General features: G+C 72.3%; 21 protein-coding genes and 1 tRNA gene. 12 read left to right on the top strand and 10 right to left on the bottom strand.

Features of this window, described 5'->3' with window-relative positions; genetic code table 11:
• Positions 1-4: 4 nt before the first annotated feature.
• The 5 genes from JQC91_RS14790 to JQC91_RS14770 all read right to left on the bottom strand — a co-directional run bounded on the left by JQC91_RS14790 (position 5) and on the right by JQC91_RS14770 (position 4,878).
• A complete protein-coding gene (locus JQC91_RS14790) occupies positions 5-355 on the bottom strand; it encodes a LapA family protein (RefSeq protein WP_203287980.1) in 351 nt (116 codons plus the stop codon).
• 62 nt (positions 356-417) lie between these two features.
• Positions 418-702 carry an integration host factor subunit beta gene (gene ihfB, locus JQC91_RS14785; RefSeq protein WP_203287978.1) on the bottom strand — a complete coding sequence of 95 codons (285 nt, stop codon included), beginning with the start codon at positions 700-702 and terminating at the stop codon, positions 418-420.
• Between the two features lie 317 nt (positions 703-1,019).
• Complete coding sequence (rpsA, locus tag JQC91_RS14780; protein WP_203287976.1) at positions 1,020-2,702, bottom strand: 30S ribosomal protein S1; 1,683 nt, start codon at positions 2,700-2,702, stop codon at positions 1,020-1,022.
• A 194-nt stretch (positions 2,703-2,896) separates the two neighbouring features.
• Positions 2,897-3,895 carry a hypothetical protein gene (locus JQC91_RS14775; RefSeq protein ID WP_203287975.1) on the bottom strand — a complete coding sequence of 333 codons (999 nt, stop codon included), beginning with the start codon at positions 3,893-3,895 and terminating at the stop codon, positions 2,897-2,899.
• Positions 3,896-3,906: 11 nt separating this feature from the next.
• Positions 3,907-4,878: a hypothetical protein gene (locus JQC91_RS14770; protein ID WP_203287973.1), complete on the bottom strand. Its 972-nt coding sequence runs from the start codon at positions 4,876-4,878 to the stop codon at positions 3,907-3,909.
• Positions 4,879-5,333: 455 nt separating this feature from the next.
• Here JQC91_RS14770 and JQC91_RS14765 point away from each other — a divergent pair, with 455 nt between their 5' ends.
• Both JQC91_RS14765 and JQC91_RS14760 read left to right on the top strand, forming a co-directional pair.
• Positions 5,334-6,290, top strand: coding sequence for a hypothetical protein (locus tag JQC91_RS14765; RefSeq protein ID WP_203287972.1), 957 nt, complete (start codon positions 5,334-5,336; stop codon positions 6,288-6,290).
• Positions 6,287-7,330, top strand: a complete 1,044-nt coding sequence (locus JQC91_RS14760) for a GSCFA domain-containing protein (RefSeq protein WP_203287971.1) — start codon at positions 6,287-6,289, stop codon at positions 7,328-7,330. The genes JQC91_RS14765 and JQC91_RS14760 overlap by 4 nt, the downstream gene beginning before the upstream one ends.
• A 152-nt stretch (positions 7,331-7,482) precedes the next feature.
• On the opposite strand, the gene JQC91_RS14755 is transcribed toward JQC91_RS14760, so the two are convergent.
• Positions 7,483-7,569, bottom strand: a tRNA-Leu gene (locus JQC91_RS14755).
• 115 nt (positions 7,570-7,684) lie between these two features.
• Here JQC91_RS14755 and lipB point away from each other — a divergent pair.
• The 6 genes from lipB (at position 7,685) to JQC91_RS14730 (ending at position 12,371) form a co-directional block, all read left to right on the top strand.
• Positions 7,685-8,335, top strand: coding sequence for a lipoyl(octanoyl) transferase LipB (lipB, locus tag JQC91_RS14750; protein ID WP_203287970.1), 651 nt, complete (start codon positions 7,685-7,687; stop codon positions 8,333-8,335).
• A gap of 54 nt (positions 8,336-8,389) precedes the next feature.
• Positions 8,390-9,232 (top strand): type III polyketide synthase, encoded by an 843-nt coding sequence (locus JQC91_RS14745; protein ID WP_238941573.1) that lies wholly within the window; start codon positions 8,390-8,392, stop codon positions 9,230-9,232.
• Positions 9,229-9,441, top strand: coding sequence for a hypothetical protein (locus JQC91_RS18035; protein ID WP_343069990.1), 213 nt, complete (start codon positions 9,229-9,231; stop codon positions 9,439-9,441). Before JQC91_RS14745 ends, JQC91_RS18035 begins: the two co-directional genes overlap by 4 nt.
• Complete coding sequence (locus JQC91_RS14740) at positions 9,438-9,929, top strand: isoprenylcysteine carboxylmethyltransferase family protein (RefSeq protein WP_203287969.1); 492 nt, start codon at positions 9,438-9,440, stop codon at positions 9,927-9,929. The genes JQC91_RS18035 and JQC91_RS14740 overlap by 4 nt, the downstream gene beginning before the upstream one ends.
• Before the next feature lie 192 nt (positions 9,930-10,121).
• Complete coding sequence (locus JQC91_RS14735; RefSeq protein WP_203287968.1) at positions 10,122-11,837, top strand: cytochrome c oxidase subunit 1; 1,716 nt, start codon at positions 10,122-10,124, stop codon at positions 11,835-11,837.
• Positions 11,838-11,843: 6 nt separating this feature from the next.
• Positions 11,844-12,371: a DUF2244 domain-containing protein gene (locus JQC91_RS14730; RefSeq protein ID WP_203287967.1), complete on the top strand. Its 528-nt coding sequence runs from the start codon at positions 11,844-11,846 to the stop codon at positions 12,369-12,371.
• Between the two features lie 188 nt (positions 12,372-12,559).
• On the opposite strand, the gene JQC91_RS14725 is transcribed toward JQC91_RS14730, so the two are convergent.
• Positions 12,560-13,012, bottom strand: coding sequence for a GatB/YqeY domain-containing protein (locus JQC91_RS14725; protein ID WP_203288654.1), 453 nt, complete (start codon positions 13,010-13,012; stop codon positions 12,560-12,562).
• A 164-nt stretch (positions 13,013-13,176) separates the two neighbouring features.
• Between JQC91_RS14725 and carA the strand changes: the two genes are divergently transcribed.
• Entirely contained in the window at positions 13,177-14,328 is a 1,152-nt protein-coding gene (carA, locus tag JQC91_RS14720; RefSeq protein WP_203287966.1) for a glutamine-hydrolyzing carbamoyl-phosphate synthase small subunit, read from the top strand.
• A gap of 55 nt (positions 14,329-14,383) precedes the next feature.
• Positions 14,384-16,024: a glycosyltransferase gene (locus tag JQC91_RS14715; RefSeq protein WP_203287964.1), complete on the top strand. Its 1,641-nt coding sequence runs from the start codon at positions 14,384-14,386 to the stop codon at positions 16,022-16,024.
• Here JQC91_RS14715 and JQC91_RS14710 read toward each other — a convergent pair.
• A complete protein-coding gene (locus tag JQC91_RS14710) occupies positions 16,021-16,647 on the bottom strand; it encodes a GntR family transcriptional regulator (protein ID WP_203287962.1) in 627 nt (208 codons plus the stop codon). The two genes, JQC91_RS14715 and JQC91_RS14710, sit on opposite strands and share 4 nt — an antisense overlap.
• Positions 16,648-16,708: 61 nt before the next feature.
• Here JQC91_RS14710 and JQC91_RS14705 point away from each other — a divergent pair, with 61 nt between their 5' ends.
• A complete protein-coding gene (locus JQC91_RS14705) occupies positions 16,709-17,353 on the top strand; it encodes a pyrimidine 5'-nucleotidase (RefSeq protein ID WP_203287960.1) in 645 nt (214 codons plus the stop codon).
• Here the strand turns inward: JQC91_RS14705 and JQC91_RS14700 are convergent.
• The gene (locus JQC91_RS14700; protein ID WP_203287958.1) at positions 17,350-17,778 is read right to left on the bottom strand and encodes an Lrp/AsnC family transcriptional regulator; all 429 of its coding nucleotides are present in this window, start codon (positions 17,776-17,778) and stop codon (positions 17,350-17,352) included. The genes JQC91_RS14705 and JQC91_RS14700 overlap by 4 nt on opposite strands.
• A 95-nt stretch (positions 17,779-17,873) precedes the next feature.
• Between JQC91_RS14700 and rocF the strand changes: the two genes are divergently transcribed.
• Positions 17,874-18,770 (top strand): arginase, encoded by an 897-nt coding sequence (gene rocF, locus JQC91_RS14695; protein ID WP_203287956.1) that lies wholly within the window; start codon positions 17,874-17,876, stop codon positions 18,768-18,770.
• Between the two features lie 165 nt (positions 18,771-18,935).
• Here rocF and JQC91_RS14690 read toward each other — a convergent pair whose 3' ends face one another.
• Positions 18,936-19,115, bottom strand: a complete 180-nt coding sequence (locus JQC91_RS14690) for a hypothetical protein (RefSeq protein WP_203287954.1) — start codon at positions 19,113-19,115, stop codon at positions 18,936-18,938.
• Between the last annotated feature and the right edge of the window lie 40 nt (positions 19,116-19,155).

Here is a 19,155-nt window from a genome sequence, read left to right as displayed (position 1 = left end):
CGGCTCAGCGGGGGCCGTCGACGATGGCGAGGACGTCGTCGCGCTCGGAGTTGGCGGCCTCGACGCGGGAGACCTTGCGCTCCAGCTTCTCGCGGCGGGACCGCTCGCGCGCGGCCTCGGCGCGGTGCTTGTGCTCGCGCAGCCACTCCGCGACGAAGCCGATCACGAGGCCGAACGCGATCGAGCAGAAGATCACCCCGAAGAGTGGGATGCCCCCGGCGCGCAGGTTGAACCCGAGGATGTCGCCGATCTGGTCGGGCAGCAGCGCCACGTCCACGGCCTCGCGGTTGGCGAGGGCGATCAGGACCAGCACGAGGGCCAGCAGCACGAGCAGGAGGATGCGGAGGAAGGTCATGGCCGTGTCCTAGGGCGGCGCCCCCGCCCTGTCCAGCGGCGGCGCGCGCCGGCGTCCGGGCGTCAGGCCTTGCCGTTGAGGCGGTCCCGCAGGAGCTTGCCGGCCTTGAAGAACGGGACGTGCTTGGCCTCGACCTCGACCGGCTCGCCGGTGCGCGGATTGCGGCCCATCCGCGCCTCGCGCTCCTTCACGGAGAACGCGCCGAACCCCCGGAGCTCGACCCGGTCGCCGCCGATGAGCGCCTCCGTGATCTCCTCGAAGATGGTGTTCACGATCTTTTCCACGTCACGCTGCGTGAGGTGCGGATTGTCGTCTGCGATCTTCTGGATCAGCTCGGAGCGGATCATGCGAGTCTCCCAATCGTCCATTCCGCGGCCTCGTCAAGCGCCGTCGGGGTGGCAGAGCGTATATGCGCGACGGCCCGGGGCCGGAAGCGGCGCAAGCCCGAAACACCCCCGATCCGCCCCGCGACGTGCAGAAAAACAAGGGCGGATTATCAATTGACGTAGAATTGGGACGGTCGGTGCACAAATCGATTGTCAGATGACATGTTTTCCCAGGGGCGGAATGTCGCACCCCGACCGCCAAGGCACGGAAAACGCGAAACGGCCCCCCGACCGACTCGTCGGGGGGCCGTTCCAAGACATAGCCGGATGGCCGTGGATCAGTCGTCGTCGCCCTTGAGGGCGGCGCCGAGGATGTCGCCGAGCGACGCCCCGGAGTCGGACGAACCGTACTGCTCGACGGCCTCCTTCTCCTCGGCGATCTCGCGCGCCTTGATCGACATGCCGAGGCGACGGTTCTTGGAGTCCACGTTGGTCACGCGCACGTCCACCTTGTCGCCGGGCTGGAAGCGCTCGGGGCGCTGGTCCTGCCGGTCGCGGGCGAGGTCGGAGCGGCGGATGAAGGCCTTCATGCCCTCGTACTCCACCTCGATGCCGCCATCCTCGATCTTGGTCACCTCGACGGTGATGACCGAGCCACGGCGCACGCCGCCGATCGCGTCGGCGAAGGGATCGCCCTCGGCCTGCTTGATCGAGAGCGAGATGCGCTCCTTGTCGGTGTCCACCTCGGTGACGACGGCCTTGACGATGTCGCCCTTGCGGAACTCGCCGATGACCTCCTCGCCGCGGCGGTCCCACGAGATGTCCGACAGGTGCACCATGCCGTCGATGTCGCCGTCGAGGCCGACGAACAGGCCGAACTCGGTGATGTTCTTGACCTCGCCCTCGACCTCGGTGCCCTCGGGGTGGGTCTCGGCGAAGACCTCCCACGGGTTGCGCTGGGTCTGCTTGAGACCGAGCGACACGCGGCGCTTCTGGGTGTCGATCTCCAGCACCATGACCTCGACCTCTTGCGAGGTGGAGACGATCTTGCCGGGATGGACGTTCTTCTTGGTCCACGACATCTCGGAGACGTGCACGAGGCCCTCGACCCCCGCCTCCAGCTCCACGAAGGCGCCGTAGTCGGTGATGTTGGTCACGCGGCCCTGATGCACCGAGCCCAGCGGGTACTTGGCGATCACGGTGTCCCACGGATCGTCCTGGAGCTGCTTCATGCCCAGGGAGATGCGGTGGGTCTCCTTGTTGATCTTGATGACCTGCACCTTCACGGTCTCGCCGATCGACAGGATCTCGCGCGGGTCGTTGACCCGGCGCCACGCCATGTCGGTCACGTGCAGCAGGCCGTCCACGCCGCCGAGATCGACGAAGGCGCCGTACTCGGTGATGTTCTTGACCACGCCGTCGACGTTCTGCCCCTCGTGGAGGTTGGCGATGACCTCGGCGCGCTGCTCGGCGCGGCTCTCCTCGAGGATCGCGCGGCGGGAGACGACGATGTTGCCCCGGCGGCGGTCCATCTTGAGGATCTGGAACGGCTGCTTGAGGCCCATGAGCGGGCCCGCGTCGCGCACGGGGCGCACGTCGACCTGGGAGCCGGGCAGGAAGGCCACGGCGCCGCCGAGATCGACGGTGAAGCCGCCCTTGACGCGGCCGAAGATGGCGCCCTCGACGCGCTCTTCCTTGCCGTAGGCTTCCTCCAGGCGGTCCCACGCGGCCTCGCGGCGGGCGAGCTCGCGGGAGATGACGGCCTCGCCGCGGGCGTTCTCGACGGAGCGGAGGAAGACCTCGACCTCGTCGCCGATCTCGACCTCGGGGGCCTCGCCGGGCTGGGCGAATTCCTTGAGCTCGACGCGGCCTTCCATCTTGTAGCCGACGTCGATGATGGCTTGGCCCGCCTCGATGGCGATCACCTTGCCCTTGACCACCGAACCTTCGTTCGGCGTGTCGATCTCGAGGCTTTCGTTCAGGAGGGCCTCGAACTCCTCCATGGATGCGTTCTGCGCCATGTGGCTGCGTGTGTCCTATCTACTTGGTTTTGCTGGCCGCGCGGTTGGGTCCGCCGGTCTGTGGTTGGGATCGCGCGGGCCGGTCGGCCGGGGCCGTCGTCGGGTCCGCGAAATCGGGATGCGGCGCAGTAGCGGAGTGCGCCCCCGCGCGCAAGCCGGGCGCGCGGCGACGGGGGCCTGCGGCGGCGCCCGGCTCAGTAGGTGAGCCGCACCAAGGCGTCGGCGCCGCTCGCGTCGGCCTCCTCGTAGAAGGCCTCGACCGCGAGCCGCTCGAGGTAGTCGCGCATCTCGGCCTCGCCCGGCGGGATCCCGGCCCGCGAGAAGCGGACCGACCCGAGATCGACGAAGCCCCGCCCCGTCGTCCCGAGGAACGCGAGGTCGAACCCCACCGCGGACAGCCGGTCGAGCCCCGAGAGCGGCATCACCTTGCGTTCCGGGCGGCCGGGGCGGCGGGCCTTGTGGATCGAGTAGGGCGACCCGCCCCACGCGGGGGCGAAGGGCTCGTCCGGCTCGGGCGGGGGATCGTCGGGACCGCGCCGCAGCACGAGGACGCAGCCCGCCGTGCCGTGGCAAACCGGCAGGTGGATGCGCCCGAACCCCGCCTCGCGCGTCCGGTCCCGCAGGAGCAGCACGCCCCGCGCGGGGGCGTCGGGCGCCACCTCCAGCAGCGTGGCGGCGGCGGGGGTGGTCTGCCCGTCGGGCTGCACGACGCGGACGTGGCACAGGCCCACGAGGCTCCCCTGCCCCGGATCGGTGGCGGAGGGCTCCCACGAGACCGCGACGGTGGCGTCGTGGAGGCCGATCTCGATCGGCACCTCGATGCGCCACGTCCCGTCCGGCCCGCCGCGGACGGCCGCGACCTCCACCGCGTGGGGCAGCTCCGCGACGCGGTGGGCGTGGCGCGCGGCGGGCACCCGCAGGATCCGCCCGCCGGCCTCGTCCGGCCCCCGCAGCTCGACCCGGAGATGGGCCCCGTCGGGGACCGGGCCGTGGATCGGCACCACCGCCCACGCCCGGCCCGACAGGGGCGTGCAGGGGACGACCACCGTCGCCCGCGCGGCGGGCGCGAGGAACAGGAGCGGCGCGTTGGGCGGGACGGGTACCTCGTCGGGCGCATGACCCGGCACGCGCCCGGCCCCGCCCAGCGCGGCGGGAAGGGCGCGCGCGGCGAGGCGGCGGAGCGCGGGGATCATCGCCGCGCCCCTCACACCGCGCGGGCGCCGTCGGCCGCGCGCGCCTGCTCGGCCTTGAGCAGGTAGTAGGTGGCCGACTCGCGCCAGTGGGCGGGCACGGTCCCCGCCGCGGCGCAGGCGAAGGCGGCGGCGTCGACCTGCGGGTCGGCCCGGTCGGCGGGAAGGCTCCGGATCGCGTCGCGGTAGGCGTCGAAGCCCCACGGGCCGTGCCGCTCGGCGTAGGCGGCGTGATGCGTCCGGGCGCGGGTGAACATCTGGTAGAGGCCGTCGCGGTCGATGTTCTGCAGCCAGTGCGCCCGGCGCGCGACCGCGACCACGGGCACGCGGTTCGCCTTGCACAGGATCGCGAGGGTCAGGTCGACCATCGTCTCGGGGAGGAAGGCGTCGAGCTCCAGCGGCAGCACCCCCGCCCGCACCGCGAGCGAGGCCGTGCCCGGGAGCGTGACGAACCGGTCCTGCGGCAGCGCCTGCTGCGCGGCGAAGATGGCGGTGCGGAGGTAGTAGTGCTCGACCCGGTCGGGGAAGATCGAGCCGTGGACGCAGGCCGCGACCCGCCCGCCGTAGCGCGCGATGGCCGCCTCCAGCGTGGCCACGTAGTTCGCAGGGTAGATGAAGTCGTCGTCCGCGGTGAGCAGGGTCCCGTGCGGCACGTGGCCCAAGGCGAACACCTTGCCGGTCGCGTTGAGGTCCCCGAACTCCTGGCTGCGGAACACGGTGATCCTCGGGTCTTCGAGGAAGTCCGGCACTGCGTCGTAGCCGTTGAGGTAGACGAAGGCGTGGGTCGCTTGGCCCTGCAGGGACGCCAGCGTCGCGCGCAGCGCATGCACCCGCCGCGGGATGGAGGCGATGCCGAGATAGGCGCCGTCGGGATCGGTCGCGGCGCGCTCGACGACGGCGCGCACCTCGGCCGCGTCGAACGCCGGGCGGTCCGGCGGCATGGGGCCGGACATCTCGGGCGTCTGCCTGAAGGGGATGGGGGTCATCCGGTCTCCGGTGCGGGTCCGGGACGCGCGGCGCGCGTCGGAGACGGTCTGACCGGTGTCGGTGGTGCCATCGAGACGAACCATCGCGCAGACCTCTGGTGGCGTGTCCGCTACCGCCTATCGCGACCCGTGTCCATCGCGCGAGGGCCGAACGCGAGGGCCGGCAGGGTCGAGCCGGTGGACGCCGCCGGGCGTGACCCCGGCAGGCGCGCGCGCCGGACGGCGGCTCGCCCCGGAGACGCATCGCCTGCCCCCTGCCGGAGGCACTTTCGCCTCAACCATCGTAGGTCTAATAGCGGCCGAGGCCCTGCTGTCCTGCGCTCGCGCAGGATGGCCGCCGGATCGCATGTCGTGCCTCGGCTCCGGCGGATGACGCCGCCGCCCAACGCACGTCGATGCACAATGGAGGTGCACCCGTGCCACGAACCAAGCCGGACACCCCGAGCTTCGACCAGATGGAGAGGCGGGCGCTCGCCGGGCTCCTGTCCGAGGGCGGGCATGCGATCGTCGACTACGAGGGATGCGCCATTCCGTTGCGCTTCGACCGGGAGGGGCGCCGAGACGTCCTCGTCGTCAGCTTCCACGGCGCCGTGAGCGCGACGAAGCGGCCGCCACCCGTCTTCGTACCCCCATTCGGCGACGTCACGTCGCCGGTCCACCTCGCGATCTCGGATCCGCTGTTCCTAGATCGCGTCGACATCTCGACGAACTGGTTCATCGGGACGGAACGACATCCGCTGCAGGACCTCGTCCATTCGCTCGTCCAGGAGGCCTTGGACCTGCTGAAGATCGACTCGGTCATCTTCCTCGGCGGATCGGCCGGGGGGTTCCCGGCGCTGTTCCACTCCCATCGCGTCCCGGGGAGCGTCGCCGTCGTAGGCGGCGCCCAGACCGTCCTGACCCCATATCGAGGCAGCCTGCTCGCCCAGGAACTCTGGCCGGGCCTCGGCGACGCGGAGTCGCTCGCGGACCATGTGGTGACCGACTTGCCGGACCTCTATGGGCAAGGGCACGAGAACCTACCGATCTTCCTCGTCGCCGCGGGCGATCGGAAGCAGTTGTCCGGGCATCTCTATCCGATGCTGAACGCGCTCGAGGGCGCGGGCTCCTCGAACTACATCGTGAACGTCGACTACTGGGGCACGCCCGGACACGCGGGCGCGGTGCCGGGCCATCAGCTTCGACGCTGGATCGCGGCGGCGGCCGACGCGGCCGCCGACGGCCCCGATGCCGTGCTCGCGCGCTACCACGAACTCCGCCCGCGCCCCGAGCGGAAGCCGGCGCCCTTCCGCAAGGGGCGATCCGCCCCGCCGGACGAACCGGAGCGGAGTATCGTGACGGCCGAGGCGGACGAGTTGGCGCTCGCCCGGCAACTCAGGGACCTGACGATCGCGAAGGACGCGCCGAGATGAAGCATCCGTATGAAGGACTGCCCGACACGCGCTACTGGCGCCGGTCCGTCGGGGATCGGCACTATGCCGCGCTCGACGATCTGTGGGAACCGATCTCCCTGTCCCGGGGCGACACCATCGCCACGGCCGGAAGCTGCTTCGCCCAGCATATCGGCGATGCGCTCCGCCGGAACGGCGCGCGCTGGCTGGACGCGGAGCCGGCACCGGTGCGCTTCCCCTCCCTCGCCGAGGCGCGGCGCTGGGGCTACGGCGTCTACAGCTGCCGCTACGGGAACGTCTACACGGTGCGGCAGCTCCTGCAGCTGTTCGAGGAAGCCTTCGGACGACGCGTCCCCGAGGAGCGCGTCTGGAAGCTCGGCGACCGCTGGGTCGATGCGCTCCGCCCCACCATCGACCCGGTCGGGCACGACAGCCCGGACGACGTACTCGCCATGCGAGAGGCGCATCTCGCGGCGGTGCGCCGCATGTTCGAGAGCGCGAACCTGTTCGTGTTCACCCTCGGCCTCACCGAGACGTGGGCTTCCGCCCGGGACGGAACCGTCTACCCGGTCGCGCCGGGGGTGTCCGGCGGCCGCTACGACCCGGATCGGTACGCCTTCCTGAACATGGGCTACATCGACGTGCGCCGCGACCTGCTCGCGTTCTGGGGCGGCCTGCAGGAGGTGAACCCGGGCGCGCGGATGCTGCTCACCGTGTCGCCGGTCTCGCTCGCGGCGACGGCCTCGCCCGAGCACGTCCTCTTGGCGAACACCTACTCCAAGTCCGTCCTGCGGGCGGTGGCGGGCGACGTCACGCGGGGCCGGAGCCGCATCGCCTACTTCCCGTCCTACGAGATGATCGCGACCCATCCGTCGCGCGCGACGTTCTACGAACCCAACCTCCGCGAGGTGAACCCGTTCGGGGTCGAGACGGTGATGCGCTACTTCCTCCGGTCGGTCGGGCTCTCCGACGGGGGAGCCGCCTCGACGCGTGCGACGGATGGCGCCGACGGGGAGGGCTTCGAGATCCTCTGCGACGAGGAGATGCTCGACGAGCGCTGACGCGGTCCGCTCCGGGTGGGCCGCGGCCACCCGGCGTCCGTCCCGACGCGCGCGATCGCATAGGGAGCGCCGACGGTCCCATGCGGCGACGCCGGACGGCGTCCGGACAAGCGCGTCGCCCTATCCGCCGCAAGGAGATGGACCGGAGCCGGTGGTGCGGTCGAGAAGACTCGAACTTCCACGGGTGTTACCCCACAGCGACCTCAACGCTGCGCGTCTACCAATTCCGCCACGACCGCCCCTCTGGGGCCCACGACGGCTCCGGTGGGCGGGCTGTTAGCGGGGCCGCGCGGGGATGGGAAGCCCCCTCTTGCCCGACTTGCGCATCCCCGCGCAGGGCGTCACCTGCGGAGCATGGTGGAGTGGATCGAGAGCGCCGACCCGGTGGGCTACGCGGACGCGGTCGCGTGGATGGAGGCGCGGGCCGAGGCGATCCGCGACGGCACGGCGGGGGAGTGCGTGTGGCTGCTGGAGCATCCGCCGCTCTACACCGCGGGGACCTCCGCAAGGGACGCCGACCTCCTCGACGCGCGGTTCCCGGTGCACGCCACGCGGCGGGGCGGTCAGTACACCTATCACGGGCCGGGGCAGCGGGTGGCCTACGTGCTGCTGGACGTCGGGTCCCGGGGGCGGGACGTGCGGGCCTTCGTGCAGTCCTTGGAGGCGTGGGTGATCGCGGCGCTGGCGGAGTTCGGGGTGACGGGGCGGGTTGAGCCGGGGCGCGTGGGCGTCTGGGTGGACCGGCCGGAGAAGGCGCCGCTGCCCGACGGCACGGCGCGGCAGGACAAGGTGGCGGCGATCGGGGTGCGGCTGCGGAAGTGGGTCAGCTTCCACGGGCTGTCGGTCAACGTGGAGCCGGACCTGTCGCATTTCGACGGAATCGTGCCCTGCGGGATCGCGGGCCATGGGGTCACGTCGCTGGTGGACCTCGGCCTGCCGGTGGGGCTGGGCGATCTGGACGACGCGCTGAAGCGGACCTTCGCGGGCGCCTTCCCCGATCCGTGAGTTGACCGGCGGCGGGGGCGGGCCACGTCGCCGGGGGACACGCCCGGAGGCCCCATGACCGCACCCATCCGACTGTTCGGCCCCGCGACCGCGGCGGCCCCGCACGCGCTGCCGCAGGACATCGTCGGGCGCCGCGCCGAGGAGCTGCTCGGGCCGCGCTATCCGCAGTTCCAGCGGATGCTGTCCTCCTTCGCCGCCGCGGGGATCGACCGGCGGCAGTCGGTGGTCCCGTTCGAGTGGTTCGACGACCGGCGCATCGGCTGGAAGGAACGCAACGACGCCTATCTGGCCGGCTGCGCGGACCTGTTCGCGCGGTCCGCGGCGGCGGCGCTGGACGCGGCGGAGTGGACCGCGGCGGAGGTGGACGTGATCGTCACCGTCTCCTCCACGGGCGTGGCGACGCCGACCTTGGAGGCGGTGTGCGGCGACGCGCTGGGGTTCCGGGCGGACGCGCTCCGGGTGCCGGTGTTCGGGCTGGGCTGCGCGGGGGGTGCCACGGGGCTCACGATCGCGGCGCAGATGGCGCGGGGCGCGCCGGGGGCGAAGGTGCTGCTGGTGGTGGTCGAGGCCTGCACGGTGAGCTTCCGCACCGACCGGCTGCAGAAGGCGGACGTGATCGCCACCGTGCTGTTCGGCGACGGCGGCGCGGCCTGCGCGATGACCGCCGGGGACGGGCCGGTGACGGTGGCGCCGGGGGCGCAGCACCGCTGGCCCGACACGCTGGGCATCATGGGCTGGGACGTGGATGACGAAGGCTTGGGCGTGGTGTTCGACCGCTCCATCCCCGACTTCGCCACGGCGAGATGGGGGCGGCGACGGACGCGGCCCTCGCGGCGATGGGGCGGGACCGGGCCTCGGTGGACCGGATCGTGGCGCATCCGGGCGGGGCGAAGGTGATCACGGCGCTCGAGCAGGCCCTGGAGCTGGGCCAAGGGGCGCTCGACCTCGAGCGGGACGTTCTGCGCGACCACGGCAACATGAGCGCGCCCACGGTGCTCTTCGTGCTGGAACGTGCGCTGGCGGCGGGGCGGACGGGGCGGCTGATGACGACTGCGCTGGGTCCGGGCTTCTCGGCCGCGTTCACGCCGGTGGACGTGGCCGCGTGATCGAGGCGCTGCTCTTCATCGGGTTCCTGATCGTCCAGCGTCTGGCGGAACTGGCGATCGCCAAGCGCAACACCGCGCGGCTGCGCGCGCGGGGCGCGGTGGAGCACGGGGCGGGCCACTACGGGACCATCGTGGCGCTGCACGCCTCGTGGATCGCGGCCATCGCCGTCTGGGGCTGGGACGAGCCGGTCCGGCTGGGCTGGCTGGTGCCGTTCGCGATCCTCCAGGCCCTGCGGGCGTGGGTGCTGGCCACGCTGGGGCCGCGCTGGACGACGCGCATCCTCGTCGTGCCGGGCGAGACGCTGGTGGCGCAGGGCCCGTTCCGCTGGATCCCGCACCCGAACTACGCGGTGGTCGTGGCCGAGATGGTCGTCGCGCCGATGGTGCTGGGCCTGTGGTGGGTCGCGCTGGTCTGGGGGGTGGCGAACGTGGCGCTGCTGGCCTTGGTCCGCATCCCGGCCGAGGAGCGGGCCTTGGGCCTGCGGTAGCGCCGGGGCGCTGCCCTCCCGCTGCGACCCATCGCCCTCCCCCTGCGTCCCACCGCCCCGTTGCGCGTTGGGGAGACGGTCGATAGACCGCCCCCCGGACGGGGCCGTCCGGCATGCAGCCGCATGCCCGATTCCCCCGGTGAGCAGACGGCGCCTCTCCAGACGGGCGCGAACGACACGGAGCGACCGAGAATGGCAGACGCCGCGATCTCCGGACACGACGCGCACGAGAAGCCCGGCTTCTTCACGCGCTGGTTCATGTCCACGAACCACAAGGACATCGGCATCCTCTACCTGATCGTGTCCGGCATTGCCGGGTTCATCAGCGTGGCGATGACGGTCTACATGCGCCTCGAGCTGATGGAGCCGGGCGTCCAGTACATGTGCCTCGAGGGCGCGCGCCTGTTCTCGGCGGGCGCGATGGAGGAATGCACGCCCAACGGCCACCTGTGGAACGTGCTGATCACGGGCCACGGCATCACCATGATGTTCTTCGTGGTCATCCCGGCGCTGTTCGGCGGCTTCGGCAACTACTTCATGCCGCTGCACATCGGCGCGCCGGACATGGCGTTCCCGCGCCTCAACAACCTGTCCTTCTGGCTGTTCGTGACGGGCACCTCGCTGGCGGTGCTGTCGCTGTTCGTGCCGGGCGGCAACGGGCAGAACGGCTCGGGCATCGGCTGGGTGCTCTACCCGCCGCTCTCGACGACCGAGCAAGGCTTCTCGACGGACATCGCGATCTTCGCGGTGCACGTGTCGGGCGCGTCCTCGATCCTCGGCGCGATCAACATCATCACGACGTTCCTCAACATGCGCGCGCCGGGCATGACGCTGCACAAGGTGCCGCTCTTCGCGTGGTCGATCTTCGTGACCGCGTGGCTGATCCTGCTGGCCCTGCCCGTGCTGGCCGGCGCGATCACGATGCTGCTGACGGACCGCAACTTCGGCACGACCTTCTTCTTCCCCGAGGGCGGCGGCGACCCCGTGCTCTACCAGCACATCCTGTGGTTCTTCGGGCACCCGGAGGTCTACATCGTCGTGCTGCCCGCGTTCGGGATCATCTCCCACGTGGTGGCGACGTTCTCGAAGAAGCCGATCTTCGGCTACCTGCCGATGGTCTACGCGATGGTGGCGATCGGGGGGCTCGGCTTCGTCGTCTGGGCGCACCACATGTACACGGTGGGCATGTCGCTGACGCAGCAGGCCTACTTCATGGTGGCCACGATGATCATCGCGGTGCCCACGGGCGTGAAGATCTTCTCGTGGATCGCGACGATGTGGGGCGGCTCGATCGAGTTCCGCACGCCGATGCTCTTCGCGATGGGCTTCATCTTCCTGTTCACGCTGGGCGGCGTGACCGGCATCGTCCTGTCCCAAGCGGGCGTGGACCGGGCCTATCACGACACCTACTACGTGGTCGCGCACTTCCACTACGTGATGTCCCTGGGCGCCGTGTTCGGCATCTTCGCGGGCGTCTACTACTGGATCGGCAAGATGTCGGGACGGCAGTATCCGGAATGGGCCGGCCAGGTGCACTTCTGGGTGTTCTTCATCGGCGCCAACCTGACCTTCTTCCCGCAGCACTTCCTCGGGAACCAAGGGATGCCGCGCCGCTACATCGACTACCCGGAGGCGTTCACCCTCTGGCACCAAGTGTCGTCGTGGGGCGCGTTCCTCTCGTTCGCCTCGTTCCTCTTCTTCATCGGGATCGTGGCCTACACCGTGCTGCGCGGCCGCGTGATCGCCGAGCCCGCCTACTGGGGCGAGCACGCCGACACGCTGGAGTGGGTGCTGCCCAACCCGCCGCCGGAGCACACGTTCGAGGAGCTGCCGACGCAGGACATGTGGGACCGGCACCCGCACGGCGACCTGCCCGCCTCGCCGGCGGTGGACGGCGCGCGGCGCTGAGGCGCGATGCCCTACAGCGTCCTGAGAGACCCGCAGGAGGCCCCGGCACAGTCCGGGGCCTCTTCGCGTGGGGCCGACGACGTGGTGCTGGAGGTGGTGGCCACGCCGCACTCGTCGCTGACGAAGCCCGGCTTCGCCCGCGTCGTGTCCTTCATGTTCGCCGCGCTCTGCATCCCGCTGATGGGGGTGCTCGCCACGGTGGCGTTCTGGGGGATCCTGCCCTTCGCGATGGGGGCGCTGGGGCTGCTGTGGCTCGCGCTGCGGCGGTCGTGGCGGGACCGCGACATCGAGGAGCGGCTGGTCGTCACGCCCGCGCTGGCGCGGCTGGAGCGGCGCGACCCCAAGGGCCTGCGCGAGTGGGAGGCGAACCCCTACTGGGTGCGGGTCGAGATGCATCCCGGCGAGCGGCCCGTCGAGAACTACCTGACGCTGGAGGGCGGGCCGCGCCCGGTGGAGATCGGCGCGTTCCTGACGCCGTCGGAGCGGGCGTCCCTGCGCGACGTGATCGGCGCGGGGCTGAACGCGGCGCGGTAGGGTGGCGGAGCGCATCGCAGGGCAGTGGCGCGGCGATGCGACCTCACCGCGGCGCACTTGATCCCTCACCCCCGCACGACGTGGCCGCGTCGCGGACCCTCGGACCGATCGCCGGGCCGGGGTACGGCCAGGCGATGCGCGGACCGCTGCGCGGCCGTATCGCGGCGGGCGCGCCGCCCGAACGCCCCCTACCCCAGCTTGGCCTTCACCGCCGCGCCCGCCGCGCCGAAGTCCATCTGCCCGGCGTGCCTTGCCTTCAGCGCGCCCATCACCTTGCCCATGTCGCGCACGCTGGTGGCGCCCGTCGAGGCGATGGCCGCGTCGATGGCCGCCGCCCGCTCCTCGTCGGAGAGCTGCTTGGGCAGGAACTCCTCGATCACCGCGATCTCGGCGCGCTCCTTCTCGGCCAGCTCCAGCCGCCCGCCCTCCTCGTAGACGGTCGCGGATTCGCGGCGCTGCTTGACCATCTTCGACAGGATCGCCGTCGCGTCGGCGTCCGACACCGTGCGGCCCTCGGCGCGCAGCGCGATGTCTTGGTCCTTGAGCGCCGCGTTGATGAGGCGCAGCGTGCCGAGGCGCGTCGCGTCCTTGTCGCGCATCGCCTCCTTGAGGCTGGCGGAGAGCCGGTCCCGCAGGTCCATGTCGAAGTCCTTCCATGGGGCCGCGCCATCGGCGGCCGAACAGGCCATCTAGCCCCGCGCGGGGGCACGTTCAACGGCACCGCCCGCGCCGCGCGCCACCTTGCGCCCCCCGTCCCGCCCCGCTACGCGGCTGCCGTTTGCCGCCATACGCCCGGAGCGCTCCCATGACCGAGTCCCACCCGACCGCCTGCCTCGTCCTCGCCGATGGCACGGTGTTCCACGGGCGCGGCTTCGGCGCGACGGGGACGACGACCGCCGAGCTGGTCTTCAACACCGCGATGACCGGCTATCAGGAGATCATGACCGATCCGTCCTACGCCGGGCAGGTCGTAACCTTCACCTTCCCGCATATCGGCAACGTCGGCGTGAACCCCGAGGACGACGAGACCGCGGACCCGGTGGCACGCGGCATGGTGGTGAAGTGGGACCCGACCGAGCCGTCCAACTGGCGTGCGACGCGGGACTTGTCGGACTGGCTGGCGGCGCGGGGGCGGATCGGGATCGGCGGCGTGGACACGCGGCGCCTGACCCGCGCGATCCGCCAGCAGGGCGCGCCGCACGTGGCGCTGGCCCACGACCCGGAGGGCAAGTTCGACCTAGAGACGCTGGTGGCCGAGGCGCGGGGCTTCGCGGGGCTGGAGGGGATGGACCTCGCCCGCGAGGTGACGACGGCGCAGTCCTACCGCTGGACCGAGACCAAGTGGGCATGGGGCGAGGGCTACGGCGAGCAGACGGCGCCGCGCCACAAGGTCGTCGCCATCGACTACGGGGCGAAGCGCAACATCCTGCGCTCCCTCGCCCATGTCGGCTGCGACGTGACGGTCCTGCCCGCGACGGCCACCGCCGAGGACGTACGCGCGCTAGCCCCCGACGGGGTGTTCCTGTCGAACGGGCCGGGCGACCCGGCGGCGACGGGCGACTACGCGGTGCCGACGATCCGCGCGCTGGTCGACGACGGGCTGCCGGTCTTCGGCATCTGCCTCGGGCACCAGATGCTAGCGATGGCCTTGGGCGCAAAGACCGTGAAGATGAACCACGGCCACCACGGCGCGAACCATCCGGTGAAGCGCCACGGCGACGGCAAGGTCGAGATCACGTCGATGAACCACGGCTTCACCGTCGACGCGCAGACCCTGCCCCAGGGCGTGGAGGAGACGCACGTGTCGCTCTTCGACGGGTCGAACTGCGGCATCCGCCTGTCGGGCAAGCCGGTGTTCAGCGTTCAGTACCACCCCGAGGCGTCGCCGGGGCCGCATGACAGCGCATACCTCTTCGACGACTTCGCCGCCGCGATGGACGCCCGCAAGGGAGGTTAACCCGCCGTTAACGCGCGCGCGCTAGCCCTCGTCCCCGTCCACGGGAAAGGGCCCGATGCGAGACCTCACCGACGAGTCGCCCCCGGCCCCGGCCGCGAAGGGCGGGGGCGTCGCGGTGAGTCTGGACGACGCCTTGGCCCACCGCGCCCTCCCGCTTGGAGATCGGGTGATGTCGGACCGCCCCTTCCGGCTGCCCTGCCGGTTCTGGCATCCCACGCCGCGGCTCGTGACGCCGGACGCCTTCGACGCGGAGCTCGCGCGCCGGCATGGCGACGCGCTCGCCCGCCGGGCCGAGGCCCGCGCGCCCGAGGCGATCTCCTGCCGCACATGGCGCCCGCAGGTCGCGGCGGCCGTCCTCGCCGGGATGGCGGGCGCACTCGCCACGGCGCTGGTCCTGGCCTTCGGGCCGACGGTGCGGGCGCTGATGGTCGCGGCCTTCGCCGCGGTGGCCGCGAACCTCGCTCTGCGGACGATGGCCCTGCTCGCGCTCCTACGCGCGCGCGGGGCGCCGCCGACCGCGCCGCTGCCCCCGGACCCGCCGGTGATCACGCTGCTCGTCCCCGTTGCCGACGAGGCCGCCATCGTCCCCGACCTCCTGCGCCGTCTCGCACGGCTCGACTACCCGCCGGACCGCCTCGACGTGATCGTGCTGGCGGAGGCGTGGGACACGTCCACCGTCGCCGCCCTGCGGGCGGCGGACCCGCCCCTGCCGTTCCGCTGCCTCGTGGTGCCCGACGGGCATCCGCGCACCAAGCCGCGGGCGATGAACTACGCCCTGCCCTTCGCCCGCGGCGAGATCGTCGGGGTCTACGACGCCGAGGACGCGCCCGCGCCCGACCAGCTGCGCCGCGTCGCTGCCCGCATGGCCGCCGCCCCGCCCGAGGTGGCCTGCCTGCAGGGGCTGCTCGACTACTACAACGCCGGGCGCAACTGGATGTCGCGCTGCTTCGCCATCGAATACGCAGGCTGGTTCCGCCTCGTGCTGCCGGGGCTGGCGCGGCTGGGACTGGTGATCCCGCTGGGGGGAACGACGCTGTTCTTCCGGCGCGCGGCCTTGGAGGCGGTGGGCGGCTGGGACGCGCACAACGTCACCGAGGACGCGGAACTGGGCGTGCGCCTCGCGCGGGCGGGCTATCGGACGGAGGTGATCGAGACCGTCACGCTGGAGGAGGCGAACGCCGCGCCCGGCCCTTGGGTGCGGCAGCGCTCGCGCTGGATGAAGGGCTACGTGATGACGTGGGCCATGCACGCGCGGCGCCCCGTGGCGCTCTGGCGCGACCTCGGCACCAAGCGGTTCCTCGGGATGCACCTGCTCTTCCTCGGGGCGGTCGCGAACGCGCTGCTGATGCCGGTGCTGTGGACGCTGGCGGTGATCCCGTTCGGCCTGCCGCATCCGGCGCGGGCATGGCTGCCACCCGAGGCGGACGCGTGGCTGGCCGCCGTCCCGATGGGCCTGACGCTCTGCGTGATGGGCCTGTCGCTCTACGCGCTCCGCGCGCCGGAGCATCGGAGCCTGCGGTGGTGGGTGGCGCTGACGGAGCCCTATTTCGCCCTGGCGTCCGTCGCGGTGGTCAAGGCGATGTGGGAGCTGGTCGCGGCGCCGTTCCACTGGGACAAGACGGCGCACGGGCGGTTCGGGGGCGTGACCGACGAGGAGGCCCGCCCCGCGACGCCCCCCCGCCGGACGGAGGCCTAGCCCCGCGCCTCCTGCCGCAGGCGCACCTCGAAGGCCCGGCTCAGGTGGTCCTTCAGGGCCGCCGAGGCCGCCGCGCCGTCGCCCGCCGCAATGGCCTCGACGATGGCGGCGTGCTCGTCGAGCGCGGTGCCCGTGCGGCCCTCGGCCGCCAGCGACGTCTCGGCCATGAGCGTCATGGAGCGGTAGACCAGCCCCAGTTGCTGCACGAGGTAGCGGTTGTGGCTCGCGAGGTGGATCTGCTTGTGGAAGCGGCGGTTGGCGCGCGCCATCGCCTGCGGGTCGCCGACGAGGGCGCGGTCCTCCTCGACCATGGCGACGAGCACGCGCACCTCCTCCTCGGCCGCGTGCTTGGCCGCGAGGCGCGCGGCCAGCCCCTCCAGCTCGGAGCGCACCGCGTAGAGCTCCGCCGTCTGGTCCCGGTCCAGCGCGGCCACCACGAGGGAGCGCCCGTCGCGGGCGAGCAGGCCTTGGGTCTCCAGCCGCTGCAGGGCCTCGCGCACCGGGGTGCGGGACACGCCGAGCCGGTCGGCCAGTTCCGACTCCACCAGCCGGTCGCCGGGGCGGTAGATGCCCCGGTCGAGCGCGTCGAGGATCAGGGCGGTGGCGTCCTTGGTCGTCTGCATGGCCGCGGTTTGGCGCATTTTCTTGGTGAAGAAAATGCGCGCGGGCGATAGGGCGCGCCCCATGCTCGACCATGTCGCCACGTGGGTCTTCGACCTCGACGAGACGCTCTACCCGCCCTCCACCCCGCTCTTCCCCCAGATCGAGGCGCGGATGGGCCGGTGGATCGTGGACCTGCTCGGCGTGACGGAGGCCGAGGCGGACCGGCTGCGCCGTTCGTGGTGGGAGCGGCACGGCACGACCCTGGCCGGCCTGATGGAGGAGCACGGGGTCGATCCGGACCCGTTCCTGCGCGACGTGCACGAGATCGACGTCTCGGTGCTCGACCCCGACCCGGGGCTGCGCGCGGCGCTGGCGGACCTTCCGGGACGGCGGGTGATCCACACCAACGGGACGGCGGACTACGCCGAGCGGGTGCTGGCGGCGCGGGGCCTGTCGGGCCTGTGGGACGCGGTGTGGGGGGTCGAGCACGGCGCCCACGTGCCCAAGCCGCAGGCGGAGAACTACGAGGCCGTCTGGGCGCTGGACGGGCTGGACCCCGCGCGGTCGGCGATGTTCGAGGACACGGCGCGCAACCTCGTGGTGCCCCACGCGCGGGGGATGGCGACGGTCCACGTCGCCGGATCGCCGGCCGCGGCCCCGCATGTCCGCTTCGGGACGTCGGACCTGACGGGGTTCCTACGCCGCGTCGCGCGAGGGCGGATCTAGCCGCTCGACCGCTTGGTCGTGAGGTAGAGCGACGTCTCGCTGTTGGCGACGCCGCGGATCAGCCGGATCCGGCGCAGCGCCGCGTCGAGGTCGGCGAGGGAGCGGCACCCGAGTTCGCAGACGAGGTCCCAGCGCCCGTTCGTGGTGTGGATCGTGCGGACCTCGGGCAGGCGGTCGAGGGCGGAGACGACCTCCGCCGTGCGGGGGCCTTCGATGGACAGCGTCATCACGCCCTGCACCGGAAGGGGCGCCACGTCCTCGGCGAGCACCGCGGTGAACCCGGTGATCGGCCCCTCGCGGCGCAGGCGCTCCAAGCGGGCGGCCGTGGCCGCGCGGCCCAAGCCGATCTCGGCGGCGAGCTTGGCCACGGGGATGCGCCCGTCGCGGCGCAGGAGCGCGATCATGCGGGCGTCGGTGTCGTCCATCTGCGCGGTCCCCGCCGTCGGTCCGTCCGGTCGAGGGACCGTATCGCCCCCTCCGTCCGGTTCGCAACCGCGCGGATCGCGCGGTAGCACGGGGCATGGAACTCGATCTGATCGGATTGCCCGTCGACGCGGGCGCGGGACGGCGCGGCTGCGCCCTCGGGGCGGGCGCGCTGCGCGTGGCGGGGCTGGAGGCGGCGCTCGCCGGGCTGGGGCACGCGGTGACGGACCGCGGCGACCTGCGCCCCCTGCCCTCGGACGCGGCGCATCCGAACCCGGCGATCCACGACCTGCGCGAGTGCGCCGGATGGATCGCCGCCGCCCACGCCCAAGACTTCGGCGACGGGGTGCCCGTGGTGCTGGGGGGCGACCACCTGATGGCGGCCGGCTCGGTGCCCGCCATGGCGGCGCGGGCGGCGCGGCGGGGGCGTCCGCTGCACGTGCTGTGGCTCGACGCGCACAGCGACTTCCACGACCTCGCCTCGACCGAGAGCGGGAACCTGCACGGGACGCCCGCGGCCTACTTCACCGGCCAGCCGGGGTTCGACGCCTTCCCGGCGCTCCCCGCGGCGGTGGACGGGGGCGACGTCACGATGCTCGGGCTGCGCTCCGTCGACCCAGCCGAGCGCGCGCGGCTGCGCGCGGCGGGCGTGGTGGTGCACGACATGCGGGCCATCGACGAGGACGGGGTGCGGGCGCCGGTGGCGGCGGCCTTGGACCGGGCGCGGGCGGCGGGGGCCGACCTGCACGTGTCGTTCGACGTCGACTTCCTCGACCCGGCCATCGCGCCCGCCGTGGGCACGACGGTGCCCGGCGGGGCGACCTTCCGCGAGGCGCATCTCGTCATGGAGATGCTGTGCGATTCGGGGCTGGTGACCTCGCTCGACGTGGCCGAGCTGAACCCGATGCTGGACGAGCGGGGCCGGACGGCGACCCTCTTGGTGGACCTGGTGGCGTCGCTCTTCGGCAAGACGGTGCTGGATCGCCCGACCTGACGGAAAAAACCGCCGCGCGCCGTGGGGACGGCGGCGGCGGTCGAGTGGCGTCTCTCGGTCGGGCAGTGTCCGCTCCGCGCCGTCCCGGGACAGGGAACGACGCGGGTGCGCCGTGACGGCGCGGATGAGAGTCGCGGGCAGTGAGGGTTGAGCGCGGCCGTCAGGTCAGGCGAGGACGCCCGGCAGCTGGAACAGCGCGAGGATCAGGGTCACGAGCCACGCGCCGCCGAGAACGTCGGCCACCGGCTCCGACGTCAGCGCCCGGCGGGCGCGCATCGTGGCGCGGGAGGTGGGCGTCGACCGCAGAATGACGCGGTACGGGGCGGTGCGATCGGTGTGGGGCATCGTTGGCCTCCTTCTTGCTCGTTGCCCGTTCGTTCTCATA

Origin of the sequence: Jannaschia sp. Os4 (assembly GCF_016820245.1) — a bacterium.
In the GTDB taxonomy this organism is placed as follows: Bacteria; Pseudomonadota; Alphaproteobacteria; order Rhodobacterales; family Rhodobacteraceae; genus Jannaschia.
This window is presented reverse-complemented; position numbering and strand designations above follow the sequence as displayed.

Excerpts from the sequence above, each read along its gene's own strand:
- JQC91_RS14790 (WP_203287980.1), bottom strand. The coding sequence starts at position 355 with ATGACCTTCCTCCGCATCCTCCTGCTCGTGCTGCTGGCCCTCGTGCTG.
- ihfB (WP_203287978.1), bottom strand. The coding sequence starts at position 702 with ATGATCCGCTCCGAGCTGATCCAGAAGATCGCAGACGACAATCCGCAC.
- rpsA (WP_203287976.1), bottom strand. The coding sequence starts at position 2,702 with ATGGCGCAGAACGCATCCATGGAGGAGTTCGAGGCCCTCCTGAACGAA.
- JQC91_RS14775 (WP_203287975.1), bottom strand. The coding sequence starts at position 3,895 with ATGATCCCCGCGCTCCGCCGCCTCGCCGCGCGCGCCCTTCCCGCCGCG.
- JQC91_RS14770 (WP_203287973.1), bottom strand. The coding sequence starts at position 4,878 with ATGACCCCCATCCCCTTCAGGCAGACGCCCGAGATGTCCGGCCCCATG.
- JQC91_RS14765 (WP_203287972.1), top strand. The coding sequence starts at position 5,334 with ATGGAGAGGCGGGCGCTCGCCGGGCTCCTGTCCGAGGGCGGGCATGCG.
- JQC91_RS14760 (WP_203287971.1), top strand. The coding sequence starts at position 6,287 with ATGAAGCATCCGTATGAAGGACTGCCCGACACGCGCTACTGGCGCCGG.
- lipB (WP_203287970.1), top strand. The coding sequence starts at position 7,685 with ATGGTGGAGTGGATCGAGAGCGCCGACCCGGTGGGCTACGCGGACGCG.
- JQC91_RS14745 (WP_238941573.1), top strand. The coding sequence starts at position 8,390 with ATGACCGCACCCATCCGACTGTTCGGCCCCGCGACCGCGGCGGCCCCG.
- JQC91_RS14735 (WP_203287968.1), top strand. The coding sequence starts at position 10,122 with ATGGCAGACGCCGCGATCTCCGGACACGACGCGCACGAGAAGCCCGGC.
- JQC91_RS14730 (WP_203287967.1), top strand. The coding sequence starts at position 11,844 with ATGCCCTACAGCGTCCTGAGAGACCCGCAGGAGGCCCCGGCACAGTCC.
- JQC91_RS14725 (WP_203288654.1), bottom strand. The coding sequence starts at position 13,012 with ATGGACCTGCGGGACCGGCTCTCCGCCAGCCTCAAGGAGGCGATGCGC.
- carA (WP_203287966.1), top strand. The coding sequence starts at position 13,177 with ATGACCGAGTCCCACCCGACCGCCTGCCTCGTCCTCGCCGATGGCACG.
- JQC91_RS14715 (WP_203287964.1), top strand. The coding sequence starts at position 14,384 with ATGCGAGACCTCACCGACGAGTCGCCCCCGGCCCCGGCCGCGAAGGGC.
- JQC91_RS14710 (WP_203287962.1), bottom strand. The coding sequence starts at position 16,647 with ATGCAGACGACCAAGGACGCCACCGCCCTGATCCTCGACGCGCTCGAC.
- JQC91_RS14705 (WP_203287960.1), top strand. The coding sequence starts at position 16,709 with ATGCTCGACCATGTCGCCACGTGGGTCTTCGACCTCGACGAGACGCTC.
- JQC91_RS14700 (WP_203287958.1), bottom strand. The coding sequence starts at position 17,778 with ATGGACGACACCGACGCCCGCATGATCGCGCTCCTGCGCCGCGACGGG.
- rocF (WP_203287956.1), top strand. The coding sequence starts at position 17,874 with ATGGAACTCGATCTGATCGGATTGCCCGTCGACGCGGGCGCGGGACGG.
- JQC91_RS14690 (WP_203287954.1), bottom strand. The coding sequence starts at position 19,115 with ATGCCCCACACCGATCGCACCGCCCCGTACCGCGTCATTCTGCGGTCG.